The organism is Roseateles sp. GW821-FHT09G03 (genome assembly GCF_059416045.1).
This window is the reverse complement of the sequence record NZ_JBWKOK010000003.1, coordinates 504,490-523,610: the sequence shown is the minus strand read 5'-3', so window position 1 is coordinate 523,610 and position 19,121 is coordinate 504,490. Positions and strand designations below refer to the sequence as shown.

The window sequence follows — 19,121 nt, the reverse complement described above, 5'->3', positions numbered from 1 at the left end:
ATGCGGAGACTTATTCTTCGACTTGGAGGATGGCCAGGAAGGCTTCTTGCGGCACCTCCACCGAACCGATTTGCTTCATGCGCTTCTTGCCGGCCTTCTGCTTCTCCAGCAGCTTGCGCTTGCGGCTGATGTCACCGCCGTAGCATTTTGCCAGCACGTTCTTGCGCAGGGCCTTGATGTTCTCGCGCGAGATGATGTTGGCGCCGATGGCCGCCTGGATGGCCACGTCGTACATCTGGCGCGGGATGATCTCGCGCATCTTGGCCGCCACCTGGCGGCCGCGGAACTGGGACTGCGCCCGGTGCACGATCAGCGACAGCGCGTCGATGCGGTCGCCGTTGATCAGCATATCGACCTTGACGACGTCGGACGCGCGGTATTCCTTGAACTCGTAGTCCATCGACGCGTAGCCGCGCGAGACTGACTTCAGCTTGTCGAAGAAGTCCAGCACGATCTCCGCCAGCGGGATCTCGTAGGTCAGCATGACCTGGCGGCCGTGATAGGCCATGTTCAGCTGCACGCCGCGCTTCTGGTTGGCCAGCGTCATGACCGCGCCGACGTACTCCTGCGGCATGTACAGGTGGACCGTCACGATCGGCTCGCGGATCTCGGCGATCTTGCTCTGCTCCGGCATCTTCGAGGGGTTCTCCACCTCGATGACTTCGCCGTCGCCAAGCTGGACCTCGTACACCACGCTGGGCGCGGTCGTGATCAGGTCCTGGTCGAACTCACGCTCCAGGCGCTCCTGCACGATCTCCATGTGCAGCAGGCCGAGGAAGCCGCAGCGGAAACCGAAGCCCAGCGCCTGCGACACCTCGGGCTCGAAGCGCAGCGAGGCGTCGTTGAGCTTGAGCTTCTCCAGCGCGTCGCGCAACTGATCGTATTCGCTCGCTTCGGTCGGGTACAGGCCGGCGAAGACCTGCGGCTGGATCTCCTTGAAACCGGGCAGCGCCTCGGTGGCCGGACCCAGGTTGTTGGGGAGCTTCTTTTCCAGCGTGATGGTGTCGCCCACCTTCGCCGCGGACAGCTCCTTGATGCCGGCGATGATGAAACCCACCTCGCCCGCGTTGAGCTGGTCGCGCTTCTCCGACTTGGGCGTGAACACGCCCAGATGTTCGGCCGGGTAGATGGCGTTGGTCGCCATCATGCGGATGCGCTCGTTCTTCTTCAGCGTGCCGTCCACCACGCGGACCAGCATCACGACGCCGACGTAGTTGTCGAACCAGGAGTCGATGATCATCGCGCGCAGCGGCGCCTCGACCGTGCCCTGCGGCGGCGGCATGCGGGCGATCACCGCCTCCAGGATCTCGTCGATGCCCATGCCGGTCTTGGCCGAGCACGGGATCGCGTCGGTGGCGTCGATGCCGATGACTTCCTCGATCTCCGCCTTCGCGCCGTCCGGGTTGGCCGACGGGAGGTCCATCTTGTTCAGCACCGGCACGACTTCGACGCCGAGCTCCAGTGCGGTGTAGCAGTTGGCCACCGTCTGGGCCTCGACACCCTGGCTGGCGTCGACCACCAGCAGCGCGCCTTCGCACGCGGACAGCGATCGGCTCACCTCATAAGAGAAGTCCACGTGTCCCGGGGTGTCGATCAGGTTCAGGTTGTAGACCTGACCGTCCGCGGCCTTGTACTGCAGCGCGGCGGTCTGCGCCTTGATCGTGATGCCGCGTTCACGCTCGATGTCCATCGAGTCCAGGACCTGCGCTTCCATCTCCCGGTCCGACAGCCCGCCGCAGCGCTGGATGATCCGGTCGGCCAACGTGCTCTTGCCGTGATCGATGTGGGCAATGATGGAGAAATTGCGGATGTGGTTCATGGACTCGGACGGAGACCGCGCGGTTCGTCCGCCACTTCTCAGCGACGCTCGAGCGGCGCACGCTGATGCATGCTGAACATGCTGGGGACGGTCGGTCGAGGCGGTGATGCAAGCCCTTCGCAGGGCCTGAACGGGACACAAAAAAAAGGCACGTCTAAACGGTGACGCGCCTTCCAACAAAACGTATGGCAACTGCTTGTTGGGCTTTCATTGTAGCCAAAAGCCCCGCCCTGGAAACCGCATGGATGCGAGCTTCTCGCGCGTTGCCCTTCGCCAACAGCGATTTTGTACACAGGTTATCCACAAAACTTGAGGACATCCTGTGGATCGCTGAGCCCATCAAAATGATGCCTTCCGATTCACCGTCGGAACAGCGACAAAGCTGGCCGAACGCGGCTCGATTGTAGCGGAGCGGGGCACCAATACCCCGCCTTGGTCACATCCGTTAGCAAGCACCAACCGACGTCAAGTTGTGCACCGGATCACGCGCCGCCGGCCCGATTTCCCGCATTGCGGAAAGCCCCATGCCGGCGGTGGGTTGACGGGGGGCCGATTCAGCCCTTGCCCGGCTTCAGCACGACGTAGGTCGCGACCTCGCCCCGACGCACCAGCATCTGGAGCGACTTGCCCTTCTCGAGCTTCGCCAACGCGGCCTGGAACTGCTTGACCGTTTTCACCTCGGCGTTGTTGGCCGAGAGAATCACGTCACCCGTCTTCAGCCCCGCGCGCACGGCCGGGCCATCGACGGTGTCGATGCGCAGACCGCCGTCGACCTTGAGTTCCTTGCGCTGCGCGTCGGTCAATTCGCTGACGGTCAGACCCCAGGCCGAGGCGCCGGTCGCGGCCGGTGCCTCCGCTTCCGGCGTCGCCGCGGCGCGGTCGTCCGGCAGCGCATCGAGCGTCGCGGTCAGGTCCTTGTAGGCGCCACGGCGGAACACCTGCAACGGCACCTTGGTGCCCGGCTTGGTCGCCGCGGCGAGACGGCGCAGATCGACCGCCTTCTCCACGGTCTTGCCATCGAACTTCGTGATGACGTCGCCCAGCTGGAGGCCGGCCTTCTCGCCGGGGCCTGCCGGCGTGATGCGGCTGATCAAGGCGCCCAGTGGCTTGCCCAGGCCGATGGCCTCCGCGACTTCCTTGCTGACGTCGTCCGGATAGACCCCCAGCATGCCGCGCGTCACGCGACCGCCGGCGCGCAGTTGGTCGGCCACACGCATCGCCTCGTCGATCGGGATCGCGAACGAGATGCCCATGAACCCGCCCGACTGGCTGTAGATCTGCGAGTTGATGCCCACCACCTCGCCGCGCAGGTTCAGCAGCGGACCGCCGGAGTTGCCCGGGTTGATCGCGACGTCGGTCTGGATCAGCGGCAGCAGGTCGCCAGTGTCGCGCGCCTTGGCGCTGACGATGCCGGCCGTCACCGTGTTGTCGAAGCCGAACGGCGAACCGATGGCCATCACCCATTCACCGACCTTGAGCTTGCCCACATCGCCCATGCGCAGCATCGGCAGGTTGCTGGCCTCGATCTTGAGCACCGCCACGTCCGTGCGGCGGTCCAGGCCGACGACCTTGGCCTTGAACTCGCGCTTGTCGGTCAACGTCACCGTCACCTCGTCGGCGTCATCGACGACATGCGCGTTGGTCATCACGAAACCATCCGCGCCGATCACGAATCCGGAGCCGAGGCCGCGACGCTGCGGCGCATCGTCGTCATCGTCGTCGTCCGGGGTGGGCGCGGGCGCCGGGGCCGCTCCCGGCGGCGCACGACGCTGCGGCGGCACGGGGATGCCGAAGCGGCGCAGCAGTTCGCGCATCTGCTCGTCGATCTGCGCGTTGGCGACCTTGACCTTCTCCGACGTCCGGATGTTGACGACGGCCGGGCCGGCCTGTTCGACCAGGGCGCTGAAGTCCGGCAACGCACGCGCCAGTTCGGGCGCGGCAACCGGCACCGAGCCGACGACCGGGGCGGCCGCCGTCGCGGGCGCTGCAGGCTTCGTCGCCGCTTGCGTGGCCACCTGGGCGGCCGCGCCCAGCGAGGCGCTCAGGAATGCGGCACCGGCGAGCGCCAGGGCAAGACGTCGAGGGGAACAGGTGCGGTCGGAATTGAGCATGAACACTCGCAGGTGGCGATGCAAAAACGAAAGGCCCACATCATGCCCGGAATTCAACAAGGACATGGTGTCAGGCTGCAGCGAGAAAGAGGTGGAGCCGGAGCGACGCCCATTGCGCCTCGTGCGTGCGCCGCGACAACGCGATCCAACGCTCGGGCGGCCTGGGGCCGCGAACGCCTTCAGCGCCGGTCACGGCGTTGAGCCGCAGCAGCATCCACTGTTCGAGGTCGATGACGACGTCCGGCGTGATGGCAAGCGGCTCTCCCGCGCGCTGCCACCACCACTGCGCCCCGTCCCATCGCAACGCGGCCCGGGCCGGCGCGCGGACGGGCATCGCGGCACCCGCCAGGCTCGCGATCAGCAGGCTGAGCCAGAGACCGAGGCTGTCGTCGACCCCCGCATGGCGCGCCACCGCGACCAGCGCCGCTGCCACGCCACCGCAGAGCACCGCGCGCTGAACCCGTATCCAGCGCGGATCGTCCGCCAATGAAAAACGCCGGGCAGTGGCCCGGCGTGATGGCGATCGGTCCGGCGTCATGGGTCGCCGTCCTTCTCGTGGTTCAGGTGCTTGAGGTGCGGAACGTCTTCAGCAGCTCAAGCGATCAGACCCGCTTGAAGATCAGCGTGCCGTTGGTACCGCCGAAGCCGAAGTTGTTCTTCGCGGCGTACTCGATCGGCATCTTCCGCGCCTCGTTGGCGCAGTAGTCCAGGTCGCACTCGGGATCCTGGTTGAAGATGTTGATCGTCGGCGGGGCGACCTGGTCGTGCAGCGCCTTGACGGTGAAGACGGACTCGATGCCGCCGGCGCCGCCCAGCAGATGGCCGGTCATCGACTTCGTCGACGACACCACCAGGCCGCTCTTCGCATGCGCGCCGAAGGCCTGCTTGATCGCGTTGGTCTCGTTCGCATCGCCCAGGGGCGTGGACGTGCCGTGCGCGTTCATGTACTGGATCTGGTCCGCGTTCAGGCCGGCGTTGCGCAGCGCGTTGCGCATCGAGCGCGTCGGGCCGTCCACGTCGGGCGCGGTCATGTGATACGCGTCGGCGCTCATGCCGAAGCCGACCAGTTCCGCATAGATCTTGGCGCCGCGCTTCTTGGCGTGTTCGTACTCTTCGAGCACCAGCACGCCGGCGCCCTCGCCCAGCACGAAGCCGTCGCGATCCTTGTCCCAGGGGCGGGACGCGGTCTTGGGGTCGTCGTTGCGGGTGGACAGCGCGCGGGCCGCGGCAAAACCGCCGACGCCCAGCGGGGACACCGTCGATTCCGAGCCGCCGGCGACCATGACGTCGGCGTCGCCCGCCTCGATCATGCGACCGGCCGTGCCGATGCTGTGCAGACCCGTCGTGCACGCCGTCACGATGGCCAGGTTCGGGCCCTTGAAGCCGCACTGGATCGAGACGTGGCCCGAGATCATGTTGATGATCGACGCCGGCACGAAGAACGGACTGATCCGGCGCGGGCCGCGATTGGTCAGTTCCGCGTGGGTCTCCTCGATCATCGGCAGACCGCCGATGCCCGAGCCGACGAGCACGCCGATGCGCTCGGCCAGTTCCGGGCTCAGCGCGTCGCCGGTGGGCAGACCCGCGTCGCGGACCGCCTGCAGCGAGGCGGCCAGCCCGTAGTGGATGAACGTGTCCATGTGCCGGGCTTCCTTCGCGGGGATGTACTCATCCACCTTGAAGTCCTTGACCTCGCCCGCGAAGTGGCAAGACAAGACGCTGGCATCGAAACGGGTGATGGTGTCGATGCCGGACCGACCGGCCACGATGTTGGCCCAGCCCTGCTCGACCGTGTTGCCCACGGGCGAGATCAGGCCGAGTCCGGTGACGACGACGCGACGACGGCTCATGCTGCTTGCTTACGCCTTCTGGTGCTTGACCGCGTAGTCGATGGCCAGTTGCACGGTGGTGATCTTCTCGGCCTCTTCGTCCGGGATCTCGATGCCGAACTCGTCTTCGAGGGCCATCACCAGTTCCACGGTGTCCAGAGAATCAGCGCCCAGATCGGCGACGAAGGCCTTTTCATTGGTCACATCGGCTTCGGGCACGCCGAGCTGCTCGGCGATGATTTTCTTGACACGTGCTTCGATATCGCTCATGACTCCTCCAGGAGGGGGTGGTTTGCTAGAACAACCCGGGATTCTAAGGCCTTAGAGTGGCGCCCCTAGTCGGACCTCCCGAGGCGCGTCTTCCACGATGGATACGGCGCGCGCTCGCACTCTATCAGCCCTACACCGGCCGGGTGAATCCGGTGGGTGGCCCGCCGCCCACGGGGGGCGGCGTCCACCTCAATTCATGTACATGCCGCCGTTGACGTGCAGCTCCACGCCCGTGATGTAGCTGGCTTCCGGGGACGCCAGGAACGCCACGGCATGAGCGATCTCGGCCGGATCACCCAGGCGGCCGGCCGGGATCTGGGCCAGCAGCGCGGTCTTCTGCGCCTCGGGCAGCACCTCGGTCATGTCGGTCGCGATGAAGCCGGGGGCGACGCAGTTGACGGTGACCGAGCGGCTGCCGAGCTCACGGGCCAGGGCACGCGTCATGCCCGCGACGCCGGCCTTGGCGGCCGCGTAGTTGGCCTGACCGGCGTTGCCCGACGCGCCCACCACCGAGGTGATGTTGATGATGCGGCCGTAGCGCTGCTTCATCATCGGGCGCATCACGGCGCGGCTGGCGCGGAACACGGCCTTCAGGTTGGTGTCCAGGACGGCGTCCCAGTCCTCGTCCTTCATGCGCATGGACAGCACGTCCTTGGTGATGCCGGCGTTGTTGACCAGCACCTGGATGCCGCCATCCTGCTTGACGATCGAATCGATCAGCGCGTCGACGGCCGCGCCGTCGTTGACGTTCAGGACCGCGCCGCGGCCGCCGTGCGGCGCCAGGGCTTCAGTGATGGCCTGCGCGCCGGACTCGCCGGTCGCGGTGCCGATCACGACGAAGCCCTTCTGGGCCAGCGTCAGCGCGATCGCGCGGCCGATGCCACGGCTGGCGCCGGTCACCAGCGCCACGTGCTTGTTGTCGGTCTTGTTATCGGACATGGGAAACCTCGAGAGGGATTCAGGAAGGAGGTCGCCGGCTCAGGCCAGCAGCGCCTTGGCCTCGGCCAGCGAAGCCGGGTCCAGCACCGTGGCGCTGACGAGATCAGCGTCGATGCGCTTGGCCATGCCGGCCAGCACCTTGCCGGGGCCGCATTCGATGACCGTCGTCAGGCCGCGCGCCTTGAGCGCCTGCATGACCTCGACCCAGCGCACCGGACCGAAGGCCTGGCGGAACAGCGCGTCGCGCAGCGACTGGGCGTCGTCGGTCACGGCCACGTCGATGTTGTTGATCACCGGGAACGCGGCGCGCTGGAACGACACGGCGGCGAGCTTCTCGCGCAGGCGCTCGGCGGCCGGCTTCATCAGGCTGGAATGGAAAGGCGCCGACACCGGCAGCGGCAGCGCGCGCTTCGCGCCGGCCGCCTTGAGAGCCTCGTTGGCCTTCTCCACGCCCGCCTTCGATCCGGCGATCACCGTCTGCTTCGGGTCGTTGAAGTTGACGGCCTCGACCACTTCGCCCGATTCGGCGGCGATCTTCTGGCAGACCTCGCGGACCACCGCAGCGTCCAGACCCAGGATGGCCGACATGGCGCCGGTGCCGACCGGCACGGCTTCCTGCATCGCCTGGGCGCGGAAGCGCACCAGCGGCAGCGCATCGGCCAGGCTCAGCGCACCCGCGGCGACCAGCGCCGTGTACTCGCCCAGCGAATGGCCGGCGGCAGCGGCAGGCATCAGGCCGGTCTCGGCTATCCAGGCGCGATACGCGGCGATGCCGGCCGTCAGCATCACCGGCTGGGTATTGGTCGTCAGATCCAGCTGTTCCTTCGGACCGTTCTTGATCAGCGCACCGATGTCCTCGCCCAGCGCGGTCGAGGCCTCCGCCAAGGTGCGGACCACCTCCGGATGATCGCCCCAGGCGTCCAGCATGCCGACGGACTGCGAGCCCTGGCCGGGGAAGACGATTGCGAAGTTCTTGCTCATGGTTCGAGTCCGAGACTATCTATGAGGAGGGAGAAGCGCGCGTGACAGCAGCGCGGCACCTCGTGTGCCGCTGCTGCGCGGGCGGATCCGGCCGCCACGATCAGGCGCCGGAACGGCTTCGACGATCAGAAATCCAGCAGCACCGCGCCCCAGGTGAAACCGCCGCCGACGCCTTCCAGCATCACCGTGTCGCCACGTTTGATCTTGCCCGCGCGGACCGCGACGTCGAAGGCCAGCGGGATCGACGCGGCGGACGTGTTGCCGTGTTCGTCGACGGTCGCGATCAGCTTGTCCAACGGCATCTTCAGCTTCTTGGCCGTGCCCTGCATGATGCGGATGTTGGCCTGGTGCGGGATCAGCCAGTCGATGTCGGCATCGGTGCGGCCGGCCTTCTCGAGCACCGAACGCGCGACCTTCTCCAGCACGCCCACGGCCAGCTTGAATACGGCTTGGCCGTCCATCTTCAGGAGCGGATGACCGAGGATCTCACCACCGGACACGGTGCCCGGCGTGCAGAGGATGTCGACGTGGCGGCCGTCCGCATGCAGCTCGCTCGCGAGGATGCCGGGCTCGTCGCTGGCACCCACGACCACGGCGCCGGCGCCGTCGCCGAACAGCACGCAGGTCGTGCGGTCCTTGAAGTCGAGGATGCGCGAGAACACTTCCGCACCGACCACCAGCGCCTTGGTCGCGGCGCCGGTCTTGATCATCGAATCCGCGACCGTCAGCGCGTACACGAAGCCCGAGCACACGGCCTGCACGTCGAAGGCGGCACAGCCATGGATGCCGAGCTTCTGCTGCAGCAGGCAGGCGGTCGAGGGGAACACCATGTCCGGCGTGGACGTGGCGACGATGATCAGGTCGATCTCGTCGGCGCGCACGCCGGCGGATTCGAGCGCGGCGAGCGACGCCGGCAGGGCCAGGTCGCTGGAGGTGACGTGCGGATCGGCGAAGTGACGGGCATGGATGCCGGTCCGCTCGACGATCCAGTCATGCGAGGTCTCGATCCCGTCGCGGGCGAGGCGTTCCGCCAGGGCCGAGTTGGTGACGCGATTCGCGGGGAGGTAGCTGCCCGTACCGAGGATGCGGGCGTGGCGCGTGGAAGCAGTGGTCATGCAGCGTGGGCGGCGGTGGCCGCCGTGTCTCCTGCATCGCCGCCCTCCTCATTGGCAGACGCTGGGAGCGCCTGCAGCGTCGCGACGATGCGATCGTGAACCCGGTCTAGGAGCCGGTTGCGGGCCGCATCATACGCCCGGTTCAATGCCTGCTCGAAAGCGAAGGCATCGGCCGAGCCGTGGCTCTTGAAGACCAGGCCGCGCAACCCCAGCAGCGCGGCACCGTTGAAGCGGCGATGGTCGACGCGGTCCTTGAACCGCTGCAGCACCGGCATCGCGAGCAGCGCGATCGCCTTGGTCCACCAGCTGCGGGAAAACTCCGCCCTGATGAAACTGGAGATCATGCTGGCCAGCCCTTCGGCCGTCTTCAGCGCCACGTTGCCGACGAAGCCGTCGCAGACGACGATGTCCGTCGTGCCCTTGAAGATGTCGTTGCCTTCCACGTTGCCGTGGAAGTTCAACTGGTCGTGCGAGGCGGCCTCGCGCAGCAGTTCGCCGGCGCGCTTGATCGTCTCGTTGCCCTTGATCATTTCCTCGCCGATGTTCAGCAGGCCGACCGTGGGGTTCTCCTTGCCGTCCACCGCCGACACCAGCGCGCTGCCCATGACGGCGAACTGCAGCAGGTGTTCCGGGCCGCAATCGACGTTCGCGCCGAGGTCCAGCACCGTCGTGAAACCGCCGATCTGGTTGGGCATCACGGTGGCGATGGCCGGACGGTCGATGCCCTCGAGCGTCTTCAACAGGTATTTGGCGACCGCCATCAGCGCGCCGGTATTGCCCGCCGAGACGCAGGCATGCGCCTGCGCGGGCGTTCCATCCTTGCCCGGCTTGAGCTGCGAGAGCGCCACCCGCATCGACGAATCCTTCTTGCGCCGCAGGGCGACCTCGATCGGATCGTCCATGCTGACGACCTCGCTGGCCGCGACGATGCGCGTGCGCGGCCAGGATTCAGCGGCCTTGAGCGCGTCGGGCAGGCCGACCAGCACGAGTTCCGCCTGCGGATGCGCGGCGAGGAAGGCTTGACAAGCCGGAAGGGTGACTTGGGTGCCGTGATCGCCGCCCATGCAGTCCACCGACAGGCGGAGCGGCTCGGCGGAAGGCGATGAGCGGGTGGCGGGAGTTGCGGTCATCGAAACCTGAGAAGAACACCGGTCGAAGGTGCGACTGTAGCGACCCCGCAAGAAGCGTGCGCGACAAGGGAGGCCGTCCAGAGGACGGATCGGGAAAGGAACAGAAACGCGAAAGCCCGGCGACGCGTGATGCGGAACCGGGCTTTTTCAATCGGTGAGACCAGGCGGGAGGCCCGTGGGAGCCCTCCGGACCGGCTGATCGGATCGATCAGGCGGCGTCGCCCTTGGTCTTCAGCACCTTGCGGCCACGATAGAAGCCGTTGGGGCTGATGTGGTGACGCAGATGCACTTCACCGGTGGTCGGCTCGATCGCGGTGCCCGGGGTGACCAGGGCGTTGTGCGAGCGGTGCATGCCACGCTTGGAGGGGGACTTCTTGTTTTGCTGAACGGCCATGATGGATTCTCCTAAAGGCTTCGGCTGGCTGGTGATTCGAGGTTGCTCGGGCTCTCGAGAGAACTCGAGCTGTACCGCGGATCCGACAAGGATGCTCCGCTACCGACGCCTCGGTCCCGGTTGCGCACCCACGCTGAGCCAATCAGCCCAATCACGTGACCGCACTTCGATCCGGGAAAGCCGGAAACTATAGCACAGCACCCTTCGGGCTCGCAAATCCAGCGAACCCGAACGCCGTGCGGGTGCCCACCTGGACCTCAAGCCTTCCCGCCGGAGCCCTTCTTCAGCGCCGCCAGCGCCGCGAACGGGTTGGGCCGCTCTTCCGGCGGCGCCTCGTCTTCCTCGACGTTCGCGTGCGGCAGCGGCTCCGGGCACACGTCGTGGCGCGGCACGACCGGCAAGGTCAGCAGCAGCTCGTCCTCGATCAGCTCGCGCAGGTCCAGATGACGCGGCAGTGCCAGCACGTCGTCGTCCGAGTCCATGTCCATCTCGGCCGCCATGTCCTCGTCCTTGACGAAGCGGAACCAGCGCGACACCGCCAGGTCCTCGCGCACCGGCTGCAGACAGCGCTGGCAGGTCACCGCGACCTGGGCCTCGGCGATCAACTCCAGCCACGCCTGCGGCTCGCCGCCCTTGGGCGTGCGCAGTTCGCCATGCGTGGACCAGGACACGGGCGGCCATTGGGCCGGATCGGACTCGGGCGCGGCAGCCTCGGCCAAGCGCGTCAGGCTGGTGGCGGGCCACTCGCCCTCCAGCGTGCCGCCTTCGCGGGCAAAGACGCCGACATCGAGTTTCAGTGGATCAAACGAACGCGGTTTCATGGGGCGCAAGTGTACGAGCGGCCTCCACCTCGATGGGAGAATCCGCCCCCATGACCGATGCTTCCGGGGCCTCCCGCCCGCTCATCCTGGGCTCCACCTCCCGCTACCGGCGAGAGTTGCTGGAGCGCCTGCGGCTGCCGTTCGAAACGGCGGCGCCCGACGTCGACGAGACCCCGCGAACGGGCGAAGCGCCCGACGCTCTCGCGCGCCGGCTCGCCCTGGCCAAGGCCCGCGCGGTGGCGGCGCGTTTCCCGCAGGCGCTGGTGATCGGCTCGGACCAGGTCGCGGATCTGGACGGCCAGCCGCTCGGCAAACCGGGCACGCACGAGCGCGCCGTCGAACAGCTGCGCGCGATGCGCGGTCGCACCGTCGTATTCCAGACGGCACTGGCCGTGGTCTGCGAAGCGACAGGATTCGTTGCGGAGGATCTTGCGCCAGTGCGCGTCCGCTTCCGCGATCTGAGCGATGCCGAGATCGAACGCTACCTCCGCGCCGAGCAACCGTACGACTGCGCCGGCAGCGCCAAGGCCGAAGGTCTGGGCATCGCGCTGCTCGATGCGATCGAGTCCGACGACCCGACCGCGCTGATCGGCCTGCCCCTGATCCGCACCGCCGCGCTGCTGCGCCGGGGTGGGCTGGACGTGCTGAGCCTGCTGCCCTGAACGTCGAACGTTGGACGTTGAACGCGCCCCTTGAACCCGATGCCTTGAAGCAGAACTTCCGAGACCACCAATGACCCGCGGCCGACTCTTCCTCGTTCCCAACACCCTCGACTTCGGCATGAACGGCCAGGAGGTCGACCTGCGCGAGGTCCTTCCTGACGCGGTGCTCGCGCGCGCCGCCGCGATCACGCATTGGGCCGCCGAGAACGCCAAGACCACGCGCGCCTTCCTCAAGCGTGTCGGCGCGATCCATCCGCTGGCGGTGCCGCTGCAGGAGCAGCACATCGAGGAACTCCCGCGCCCGCAGAAGGGGCGCGGCCCCGCGGCTGGCGCCGCCACGGCATCGTCAAGCGAAGAGAAGCTCTGGCTGGCACTGCTGGAGCCGGCCATGGCCGGTCACGACATCGGTCTGATCTCGGAGGCGGGCATGCCCGCCGTCGCGGATCCGGGCGCAAAGCTGGTCGCCGCAGCGCACGCGGCGAAGGTGCAGGTCGTGCCGCTGACCGGACCAAGTTCGCTGCTCATGGCCCTCGCCGCCAGCGGACTGAACGGCCAGAGCTTCGCCTTCGTGGGTTATCTGCCGCTGGACGCGGCCGAACGCACCGCGCGCATCAAGGCGCTCGACACCTTCTCGGCCCGCGAGCAGCAGACGCAACTGATGATCGAGACGCCCTATCGCAACAGCGCGCTGCTGCAGGCGCTGCTGGCGGCGCTGAGGCCGGGCTCGCTGCTGTCGGTCAGCTGCGGACTGAGCCTGAAGGATGCGTGGACCCACACGGCCACGGTCGAGCAATGGCGCCAGGCACCGAGGGCGTTACCGGACAAGGTGCCGGCGGTGTTCGCGATCCTCGGCACACGCTGATCGGTACTCACCGACCAGGATGCTCCGATAGGACTTGCTGATCAGGATTCGTTGATCAGGATTCGCTGTCGGCCGTCACCGGCGGCGGCTTGGCGCCGAACAGCGCAGCGACCCTCTTCTTCGGTTTGATGTTGGACGACAGGGCGCCGCGCGGCCCGTTGGCCGGACCCTTTTCCCAGGCCGGCACGTCGGTGCTCTGGGTGGCCTCATAAGGCTTGTCGAACAGCGGGTCGTACGCCTGGCGCGGCGCACGCGCCGGTGCGTGCGAATGCGACCCGTGCGATCCGTAGGCTTCGTCCCGACGATCTTCGCGTTCGCGACGGAAGTCGCGACGCGGCTCGCCGCCACCCTCGCCTTGCGGAGCCCGCTCGGTACGCTCGCCGCGCGGGGCACGGTCGCTGCGCTCGCCACGATCGCCATCAAAACGGCGACGTTCGCCTTCGAGTTCGATCGGCTCCAGGTCCAGCTTGCGCTTGATGAGCTTCTCGATCTCGCCGACCAATCGGGCATCGCCCTTGGTCACCAGCGTGAAGGCCAGCCCCGACGCACCCGCACGGCCGGTCCGGCCGATGCGGTGCACGTAGTCCTCGGCATTGAACGGGACGTCGAAGTTGAAGACAGCCGGCAGATCGGCGATGTCCAGGCCGCGGGCGGCCACGTCGGTCGCGACCAGCAAGTCCACCTCGCCGCGCTTGAATGCCTCCAGCGACTTCAGACGCTCGTCCTGCGACTTGTCGCCGTGCAGGGCGGCGGTCCTCAAACCATCGCGTTCGAAGGAGCGGGCCAGGCGTGCCGCGCCGAGCTTGGAGTTCACGAACACGATCGCCTGCCGGATCTCGCGCTGACGCAGCAGCTGCTTGACCGCGGCGCGCTTGTCGTCGTCGTCGACGCTGAAGAAGCGCTGCTCGACGGTCGACGCCGTCGCGTTCGGGCGGGCGACCTCCACCAGTTCCGGATCCTGCAGGTAGCTCTGCGCCAGCCGCTTGATCTCGGGCGAGAACGTCGCCGAGAACAGCAGCGTCTGCCGCGCCTTGGGCAGGTAGCTCAGGATGCGTTGCAGGTCGGGCAGGAAACCGATGTCCAGCATCCGGTCCGCTTCGTCGAGCACGACATACTCGACGTGGTTCAGCACGGCGTTCTTGGCTTCGATGTGGTCGAGCAGCCGGCCGGGCGTGGCGATCAGGACTTCAACGCCGGCCTTCAGCTGCAGCGTCTGCGGCTTCATGTCGATGCCGCCGAAGACGCAGGCCACGCGCAGCTGCGTGTGCTTGGCGTAGGCCTTGACGTTGTTGGCGACCTGATCGGCGAGTTCGCGGGTCGGGGCCAGCACCAGCGCGCGCACAGGGTGGCGAGCCGGGGACATCGAGGCGTTCTCGTGCTTGAGCATGCGCTGCAGCAGCGGGATCGAGAACGCGGCGGTCTTGCCGGTGCCGGTCTGGGCGGCGCCCATCACATCGCGGCCGGCGAGGACGATCGGGATCGCCTTGGCCTGGATGGGCGTCATCGTCGCGTAGCCCTGATCGGACACGGCGCGCAGCAGCTTGGGGTCCAGCGGCAGCGTGTCGAAAAGAGGGTTTGGCGTCGGGGTGGTGTCGGTCATGGGCGCGGATTATCCTCCAAGCCCCCGAAAGCCCCGGGAAACCACCGATCCGCGCACGCGGATCGATGAGGGATCACTGCGCGGAATGGTCGGGGAGCTTGCGCTGGTCGCCGCGGAAGACCATCCATTTCGGCGTCCGGAATCGCACGATGCGCCAGTACAGCGCGACGTACGCGACCCCGAACAGCACCATGCACGCGCCGATCATCGGCGTCGAATCCCAGAACAGCAGCGCGGGCGCCAGCGACGAGAGGCACAGCGTCCAGAGGTAGGGCGCCGTCATCGAGTTGCGGCGCGTCATCAGACGCGCGTCGCGTGCGCCAATCGCCCAGCGCATCAGGCGGCGGTAGATCAGCGAGTGCAGATGGATGCCATCCGGATCGCCCGGGCTGGTGTTGCGCAGGAAGCGGCGGCGGTAGATGGAGAAGACCGTCTCGAACACCGGGTAGATGCACACCATGAGCGCGAACAGCGGCGACACCTGCGGATGGCGGTGGATCAGCAGGATGGCAATCTCCGCCAGATAGAAGCCCATGAAGTACGCGCCGCCGTCGCCCAGGAAGATGAGGCCGGCGGGGTAGTTCCAGACGAAGAAGCCGAGGATGGCGCCGACGCCGGCCAGCGCCCAGAGCGCGAGTTCGGTGTCGCCGACCTGGTAGGCCACGTAGGCGAGCGTCAGCAGCATCAGGCTGACGCACATCGAGGACAGACCGTTGAAGCCGTCGATGATGTTGACCGAGTTGGCCACGCCGGCGACGACGAAGATCGTGATGAGCACCGCGCCGACCGTGGTCCCGACGATGAAATCCAGGCCTGGGATGTCGGTGCGGGAGATCATGGCCTGCAGCAGCCAGCAGCCCAAACCGGCGGAGATCGCGGTGGCGATCAGGCGCTCGCGCGGGGAGACCTTCTTGGTGAAGTCCTCGATCAGGCCGGCGGCGAAGGCGGGCAGGCCGCTGAGCAGGAGCAGCAGGCCGGTCTTGGCCTGGGGGTGCTTCAGGACGTAGGCGAGCGCGACCATGCCGACGAGGCCCACGAAGATCCCGAGGCCGCCGATGCGCGGCACGGGCCGGGCGTGGAACTTCTGCGGACCGGACAGGTCGTGGTCCGCGGACAGGTGACCGTGCACCGTCGACGAGTGCACCACGTAGAGCGTGATCGCCGCCGCCAGCGCGAACGGGATGAGCAAATACAACATGGGCGGCAGTGTAACGATGGGCTTCAGGCCCAAGGCGGTTTTGGCGCAACAGCGCTGCCATAGAATGCGCCGCTGGTCGCTCCGACACCCCTGGATCCAGGTCTGTCGTGGGCGGCCAAGTTCATCTGAGACGAGATCACGCATGGAACTTCGCGCCCAACGCGCCCTTTCGCCGGTGTCGACGACTCGCGCGCGCCCCTCCTTCCACAAGCCCGTGCTGGCGGCACTGGTGACCTGCCTGATGGGAGCCTCCGCATTCGCGCAGGTCACGACGAACGGCGTCCAGACCGCGTCGGAACAGGGCAACGAAATCTCCGGGCCAGTCCGGCTGAATCCGACGAATCGCAACGCCCAAGACGCGAGCCAGCAGCAGCAGCAGCAGGGACAGACTCCGCAGAGTCGCGCGCCGAAATACGTGCCCGGCGAATTCGAGATCTACGTCAACAAGCTGTTGGGGATTGACCTGACCGATCCGCTGACCTTGGAGCAGTTGCGGCGCTCCGACGCCGGATTGGCAGACATCGGCACCGTGACGCAGTCGCAGATGGGCGCGATCGGCAAGGTCTCGACGATCTCCGCCGACAACATCGTGCGCCGGCTCGGCGCCGACCTGATACTGGACGATCGGTCCTCGCGAGGCCAACAGTCCTCCGAGGTCGACGGCCCGCGTCAAGCGCCGGCCGATTACCTGATCGGCATCGGCGATGAGATCCAGGTCACTGCCTGGGGCTCGGTGGATGCCGACCTGCGCTTGACGGTGGACCGCGCCGGTCGCGTCACCATTCCGCGCGTAGGCCCGATCCTGGTGGCCGGCGTGCGCAACGGCGATCTGAACGATGTCGTACGTGCCCGCATTGCGCAAGTGTTCAAGAATTTCCAGGTCAGCACATCGCTGGGCAAGCTGCGCACGATCCGCATCTACGTCACCGGCTTCACCGCCAGACCCGGTGCCTACACGGTCAGCAGCCTGGCCACGATCGTCAACGGCCTGATACGCGCCGGCGGCCCCTCCGCGGCCGGCAGCTTCCGCCAGATCGAACTGCGCCGCAACGGCCAGGTCGTCGCCAACTTCGACGCCTATGACCTGCTGCTCAAGGGCGACAAGGCCAGCGACCGTGCGCTGCAGGCCGAGGATGTGATCCATATCGGCCCGATCGGTCCGCAGGTGGCTGTGCTGGGCAGCGTGAACAAGCAGTCGATCGTCGAGCTCAAGCCGGGCGAGACAGTGGACGATGTGCTGGCGATGGCTGGCGGCTTCAGTGCCGTGGCTGACCGCTCGCGGGTGTCGATCGAGCAACTGAGTGACCGCAACGATCGTCGCGTGCGTGAACTGCAACTGCCGGCGCAGCAGAAGACCGTGGCCAGCAACGGCGACGTGGTGCGCGTGTTCAGCAGCGTCAATGCAGCGCTGCCGCTGGGCAAACAGTACAAGCGCGTGACGGTGGAAGGCGAAGTCGCCCGCCCGGGCGAGTACGTCCTTCCGCCGACGAGCACGCTGCAGGATGCCATCGCGGCAGCCGGCGGTCTGACGCCGCAGGCATACGTCTTCGGCACCGACTTCTCGCGTGAGAGCGTGCGCCAGTCGCAGCAGGAAAACTATGACCGGGCCCTGCGGGACCTGGAAACCGAGTTCACCAAGTACAGCAGCACACAGCGGGCCACCACGGCGGACGAGGCGGCGGGTATTGCGCAGCGCGCCGCCGGAACCGAGCGTCTGGTGGCGCGGCTGAGGGCAGTGCGCCCAAGCGGTCGCGTGGTGCTGCAACTCGAACCCGATGCACGGCTGCTGCCCACGCTGACGGTGGAGGACGGGGATCGGCTGCTGGTGCCGTCCAAGCCTTCGACGGTAGGCGTGTTCGGGAGCGTGTTCAATGCTGGCAGCTTCCTGCTGCAGAGCAGTGCGACGGTGGACGACGTGATGAAGCTGGCCGGTGGGCCGACCCGGGGCGCGGATGCTCGCGGTGCGTTCGTGATCCGCGCGAACGGCACGGTCGTGAGCGCGCGCCAGGCCAGCAGCGGTTGGCTGGGCTACGGCACCAGCCTTGCCAGCCTCCAGGCCCTGCCTGGCGACACGGTCTTCGTGCCCGAAGAGATGAACAAGTCGACTTTCATCCAGGACGCGAAGGACTGGACGCAGATCCTGGCCAACTTCGGTCTGGGCATCGCGGCGTTGCAGACGATCAAGAACTGACGCCTGGTTGAGGAGAGACCTTCGTGAGCACCCCACACCTGGCAGCCCCGCCCGCCAGCGCCCCCTTCGACAACACCGGCTTCGGACCTGTTGACCTGATCGCCATCCTTGCGCAGCGCTGGAAGCGGCTCATCGGCGGATCCATCGGAGCGGGGGCCGTGATGCTGGGCATCTCGTTCCTGATGAGCCCGACATTCACCGCGCAGACGGTATTCCTGCCGCCTCAGCCTCAGCAGAGCGCCGCCACGGCTGCCATGGCCTCGCTCGGCGCCCTGGCCGGCATCTCCGGCGGATCCCTGGGCGGCAAGACCTCGGCGGACCAGTACATCGCTCTGCTGCGCAGCGTCAATGTCGAGGAACGGCTGGTCGAACGGTTCAAGCTCATGGAGCTCTACGAGGCCAAGTACCGCTTCCTCGCGCGCCGCCGCCTGGAGCAGAGCACGACCATCTCGCTCGGCAAGAAGGACGGACTGATCACCATCGAAGTCGACGCCCACGAGCCGCAGTTGGCCGCCGACATCGCCAATCAATACGTCGCCGAGCTGCGCCGGCTGATGGGCGAACTGGCACTGACGGAGGCACAACAGCGACGGGTCTTCTTCGAGACCGAGTTGAAGCGCACGAACGAACGTCTGGCGGAAGCCCAGAAAGCGCTGCAGTCGGGCGGCTTCAATGCCAACGCCATGAAGGCCGAGCCGCGAACCGCGGCCGAGGCCTATGCCCGCATCAAGGCCGAGACCACGACGGCAGAGGTCCGTCTGCAGACCATGCGTCGCACCATGGCTGACACCTCGTCCGAGGTACAGCAGCAACTCACGATGCTGTCGGCCCTGCGCAGCCAACTGGCACAGCTTGAAGGCAGCACGACACGAGCCAACGATTCGGACTACCTGGGTCGCTATCGCGAGTTCAAGTATCAGGAAGCGCTGTTCGAGTTGTATTCCAAGCAATTCGAACTGGCACGTCTCGACGAAAGCCGGGAAGGCAGCGTGATCCAGGTGGTCGACGTGGCAACGCCGCCGGAGTACAAGAGCAAGCCGAAGCGGGCCGCCCTGGCGCTGGGGGTGGCGGTCGGCACCTTCATCCTGCTGTCGATCTGGATCCTGGCATCCTGGCTGCGCCGAACGCGGCGCGGCGCGGCCTGAAGCGGGCCAGCCTGCTGCCTGTCCCGTCCCGATAGAACCTATCGCGGCCCGCCA

General features: G+C 67.1%; 17 protein-coding genes. 4 read left to right on the top strand and 13 right to left on the bottom strand.

What is annotated here, in order from left to right; translation table 11 throughout:
* Positions 1 to 10: 10 nt before the first annotated feature.
* The 11 genes from lepA to AC07OZ_RS14465 form a co-directional block, all read right to left on the bottom strand.
* Positions 11 to 1,819 (bottom strand): translation elongation factor 4, encoded by a 1,809-nt coding sequence (lepA, locus tag AC07OZ_RS14515; RefSeq protein WP_088406281.1) that lies wholly within the window; start codon positions 1,817 to 1,819, stop codon positions 11 to 13.
* A 554-nt stretch (positions 1,820 to 2,373) separates the two neighbouring features.
* A complete protein-coding gene (locus AC07OZ_RS14510) occupies positions 2,374 to 3,930 on the bottom strand; it encodes a DegQ family serine endoprotease (protein ID WP_495467799.1) in 1,557 nt (518 codons plus the stop codon).
* A 70-nt stretch (positions 3,931 to 4,000) separates the two neighbouring features.
* Positions 4,001 to 4,468, bottom strand: a complete 468-nt coding sequence (locus AC07OZ_RS14505; protein ID WP_495467798.1) for a hypothetical protein — start codon at positions 4,466 to 4,468, stop codon at positions 4,001 to 4,003.
* A gap of 64 nt (positions 4,469 to 4,532) precedes the next feature.
* Positions 4,533 to 5,780, bottom strand: a complete 1,248-nt coding sequence (gene fabF / locus AC07OZ_RS14500) for a beta-ketoacyl-ACP synthase II (RefSeq protein WP_495467797.1) — start codon at positions 5,778 to 5,780, stop codon at positions 4,533 to 4,535.
* Positions 5,781 to 5,789: 9 nt separating this feature from the next.
* The gene (gene acpP / locus AC07OZ_RS14495; RefSeq protein ID WP_058936430.1) at positions 5,790 to 6,029 is read right to left on the bottom strand and encodes an acyl carrier protein; all 240 of its coding nucleotides are present in this window, start codon (positions 6,027 to 6,029) and stop codon (positions 5,790 to 5,792) included.
* Between the two features lie 189 nt (positions 6,030 to 6,218).
* Complete coding sequence (gene fabG, locus AC07OZ_RS14490; protein WP_495467796.1) at positions 6,219 to 6,968, bottom strand: 3-oxoacyl-ACP reductase FabG; 750 nt, start codon at positions 6,966 to 6,968, stop codon at positions 6,219 to 6,221.
* 39 nt (positions 6,969 to 7,007) lie between these two features.
* Positions 7,008 to 7,949, bottom strand: a complete 942-nt coding sequence (fabD, locus tag AC07OZ_RS14485; RefSeq protein WP_495467795.1) for an ACP S-malonyltransferase — start codon at positions 7,947 to 7,949, stop codon at positions 7,008 to 7,010.
* Between the two features lie 125 nt (positions 7,950 to 8,074).
* Complete coding sequence (locus AC07OZ_RS14480) at positions 8,075 to 9,064, bottom strand: beta-ketoacyl-ACP synthase III (RefSeq protein ID WP_495467794.1); 990 nt, start codon at positions 9,062 to 9,064, stop codon at positions 8,075 to 8,077.
* Positions 9,061 to 10,194 carry a phosphate acyltransferase PlsX gene (plsX, locus tag AC07OZ_RS14475; RefSeq protein ID WP_495467793.1) on the bottom strand — a complete coding sequence of 378 codons (1,134 nt, stop codon included), beginning with the start codon at positions 10,192 to 10,194 and terminating at the stop codon, positions 9,061 to 9,063. The genes AC07OZ_RS14480 and plsX overlap by 4 nt, the downstream gene beginning before the upstream one ends.
* A 208-nt stretch (positions 10,195 to 10,402) precedes the next feature.
* A complete protein-coding gene (rpmF, locus tag AC07OZ_RS14470) occupies positions 10,403 to 10,588 on the bottom strand; it encodes a 50S ribosomal protein L32 (protein WP_067277410.1) in 186 nt (61 codons plus the stop codon).
* A gap of 257 nt (positions 10,589 to 10,845) precedes the next feature.
* Complete coding sequence (locus AC07OZ_RS14465; RefSeq protein ID WP_495467792.1) at positions 10,846 to 11,409, bottom strand: YceD family protein; 564 nt, start codon at positions 11,407 to 11,409, stop codon at positions 10,846 to 10,848.
* A gap of 50 nt (positions 11,410 to 11,459) precedes the next feature.
* Between AC07OZ_RS14465 and AC07OZ_RS14460 the strand changes: the two genes are divergently transcribed.
* A complete protein-coding gene (locus tag AC07OZ_RS14460) occupies positions 11,460 to 12,071 on the top strand; it encodes a Maf family nucleotide pyrophosphatase (protein WP_495467791.1) in 612 nt (203 codons plus the stop codon).
* Between the two features lie 70 nt (positions 12,072 to 12,141).
* Positions 12,142 to 12,933, top strand: coding sequence for an SAM-dependent methyltransferase (locus AC07OZ_RS14455; RefSeq protein WP_495467790.1), 792 nt, complete (start codon positions 12,142 to 12,144; stop codon positions 12,931 to 12,933).
* A 55-nt stretch (positions 12,934 to 12,988) separates the two neighbouring features.
* Here AC07OZ_RS14455 and AC07OZ_RS14450 read toward each other — a convergent pair whose 3' ends face one another.
* On the bottom strand, positions 12,989 to 14,533 hold the full coding sequence (locus tag AC07OZ_RS14450; RefSeq protein ID WP_495467789.1) for a DEAD/DEAH box helicase: 1,545 nt from the start codon (positions 14,531 to 14,533) through the stop codon (positions 12,989 to 12,991).
* A gap of 73 nt (positions 14,534 to 14,606) precedes the next feature.
* Complete coding sequence (locus AC07OZ_RS14445) at positions 14,607 to 15,731, bottom strand: MraY family glycosyltransferase (RefSeq protein WP_495467788.1); 1,125 nt, start codon at positions 15,729 to 15,731, stop codon at positions 14,607 to 14,609.
* Between AC07OZ_RS14445 and AC07OZ_RS14440 the strand changes: the two genes are divergently transcribed.
* Positions 15,688 to 17,922 carry an SLBB domain-containing protein gene (locus AC07OZ_RS14440; RefSeq protein WP_495467787.1) on the top strand — a complete coding sequence of 745 codons (2,235 nt, stop codon included), beginning with the start codon at positions 15,688 to 15,690 and terminating at the stop codon, positions 17,920 to 17,922. The two genes, AC07OZ_RS14445 and AC07OZ_RS14440, sit on opposite strands and share 44 nt — an antisense overlap.
* Positions 17,923 to 17,945: 23 nt before the next feature.
* On the top strand, positions 17,946 to 19,067 hold the full coding sequence (locus tag AC07OZ_RS14435) for a Wzz/FepE/Etk N-terminal domain-containing protein (protein ID WP_495467786.1): 1,122 nt from the start codon (positions 17,946 to 17,948) through the stop codon (positions 19,065 to 19,067).
* Positions 19,068 to 19,121: the final 54 nt, after the last annotated feature.

Bases quoted from the DNA above. Each gene is read 5' to 3' on its own strand.
- fabD (WP_495467795.1), bottom strand. From the start codon at position 7,949: ATGAGCAAGAACTTCGCAATCGTCTTCCCCGGCCAGGGCTCGCAGTCC.
- AC07OZ_RS14455 (WP_495467790.1), top strand. From the start codon at position 12,142: ATGACCCGCGGCCGACTCTTCCTCGTTCCCAACACCCTCGACTTCGGC.
- AC07OZ_RS14505 (WP_495467798.1), bottom strand. From the start codon at position 4,468: ATGACGCCGGACCGATCGCCATCACGCCGGGCCACTGCCCGGCGTTTT.
- fabG (WP_495467796.1), bottom strand. From the start codon at position 6,968: ATGTCCGATAACAAGACCGACAACAAGCACGTGGCGCTGGTGACCGGC.
- rpmF (WP_067277410.1), bottom strand. From the start codon at position 10,588: ATGGCCGTTCAGCAAAACAAGAAGTCCCCCTCCAAGCGTGGCATGCAC.
- AC07OZ_RS14510 (WP_495467799.1), bottom strand. From the start codon at position 3,930: ATGCTCAATTCCGACCGCACCTGTTCCCCTCGACGTCTTGCCCTGGCG.
- AC07OZ_RS14460 (WP_495467791.1), top strand. From the start codon at position 11,460: ATGACCGATGCTTCCGGGGCCTCCCGCCCGCTCATCCTGGGCTCCACC.
- AC07OZ_RS14465 (WP_495467792.1), bottom strand. From the start codon at position 11,409: ATGAAACCGCGTTCGTTTGATCCACTGAAACTCGATGTCGGCGTCTTT.
- acpP (WP_058936430.1), bottom strand. From the start codon at position 6,029: ATGAGCGATATCGAAGCACGTGTCAAGAAAATCATCGCCGAGCAGCTC.
- fabF (WP_495467797.1), bottom strand. From the start codon at position 5,780: ATGAGCCGTCGTCGCGTCGTCGTCACCGGACTCGGCCTGATCTCGCCC.
- AC07OZ_RS14480 (WP_495467794.1), bottom strand. From the start codon at position 9,064: ATGACCACTGCTTCCACGCGCCACGCCCGCATCCTCGGTACGGGCAGC.
- plsX (WP_495467793.1), bottom strand. From the start codon at position 10,194: ATGACCGCAACTCCCGCCACCCGCTCATCGCCTTCCGCCGAGCCGCTC.
- AC07OZ_RS14450 (WP_495467789.1), bottom strand. From the start codon at position 14,533: ATGACCGACACCACCCCGACGCCAAACCCTCTTTTCGACACGCTGCCG.
- AC07OZ_RS14445 (WP_495467788.1), bottom strand. From the start codon at position 15,731: ATGTTGTATTTGCTCATCCCGTTCGCGCTGGCGGCGGCGATCACGCTC.
- lepA (WP_088406281.1), bottom strand. From the start codon at position 1,819: ATGAACCACATCCGCAATTTCTCCATCATTGCCCACATCGATCACGGC.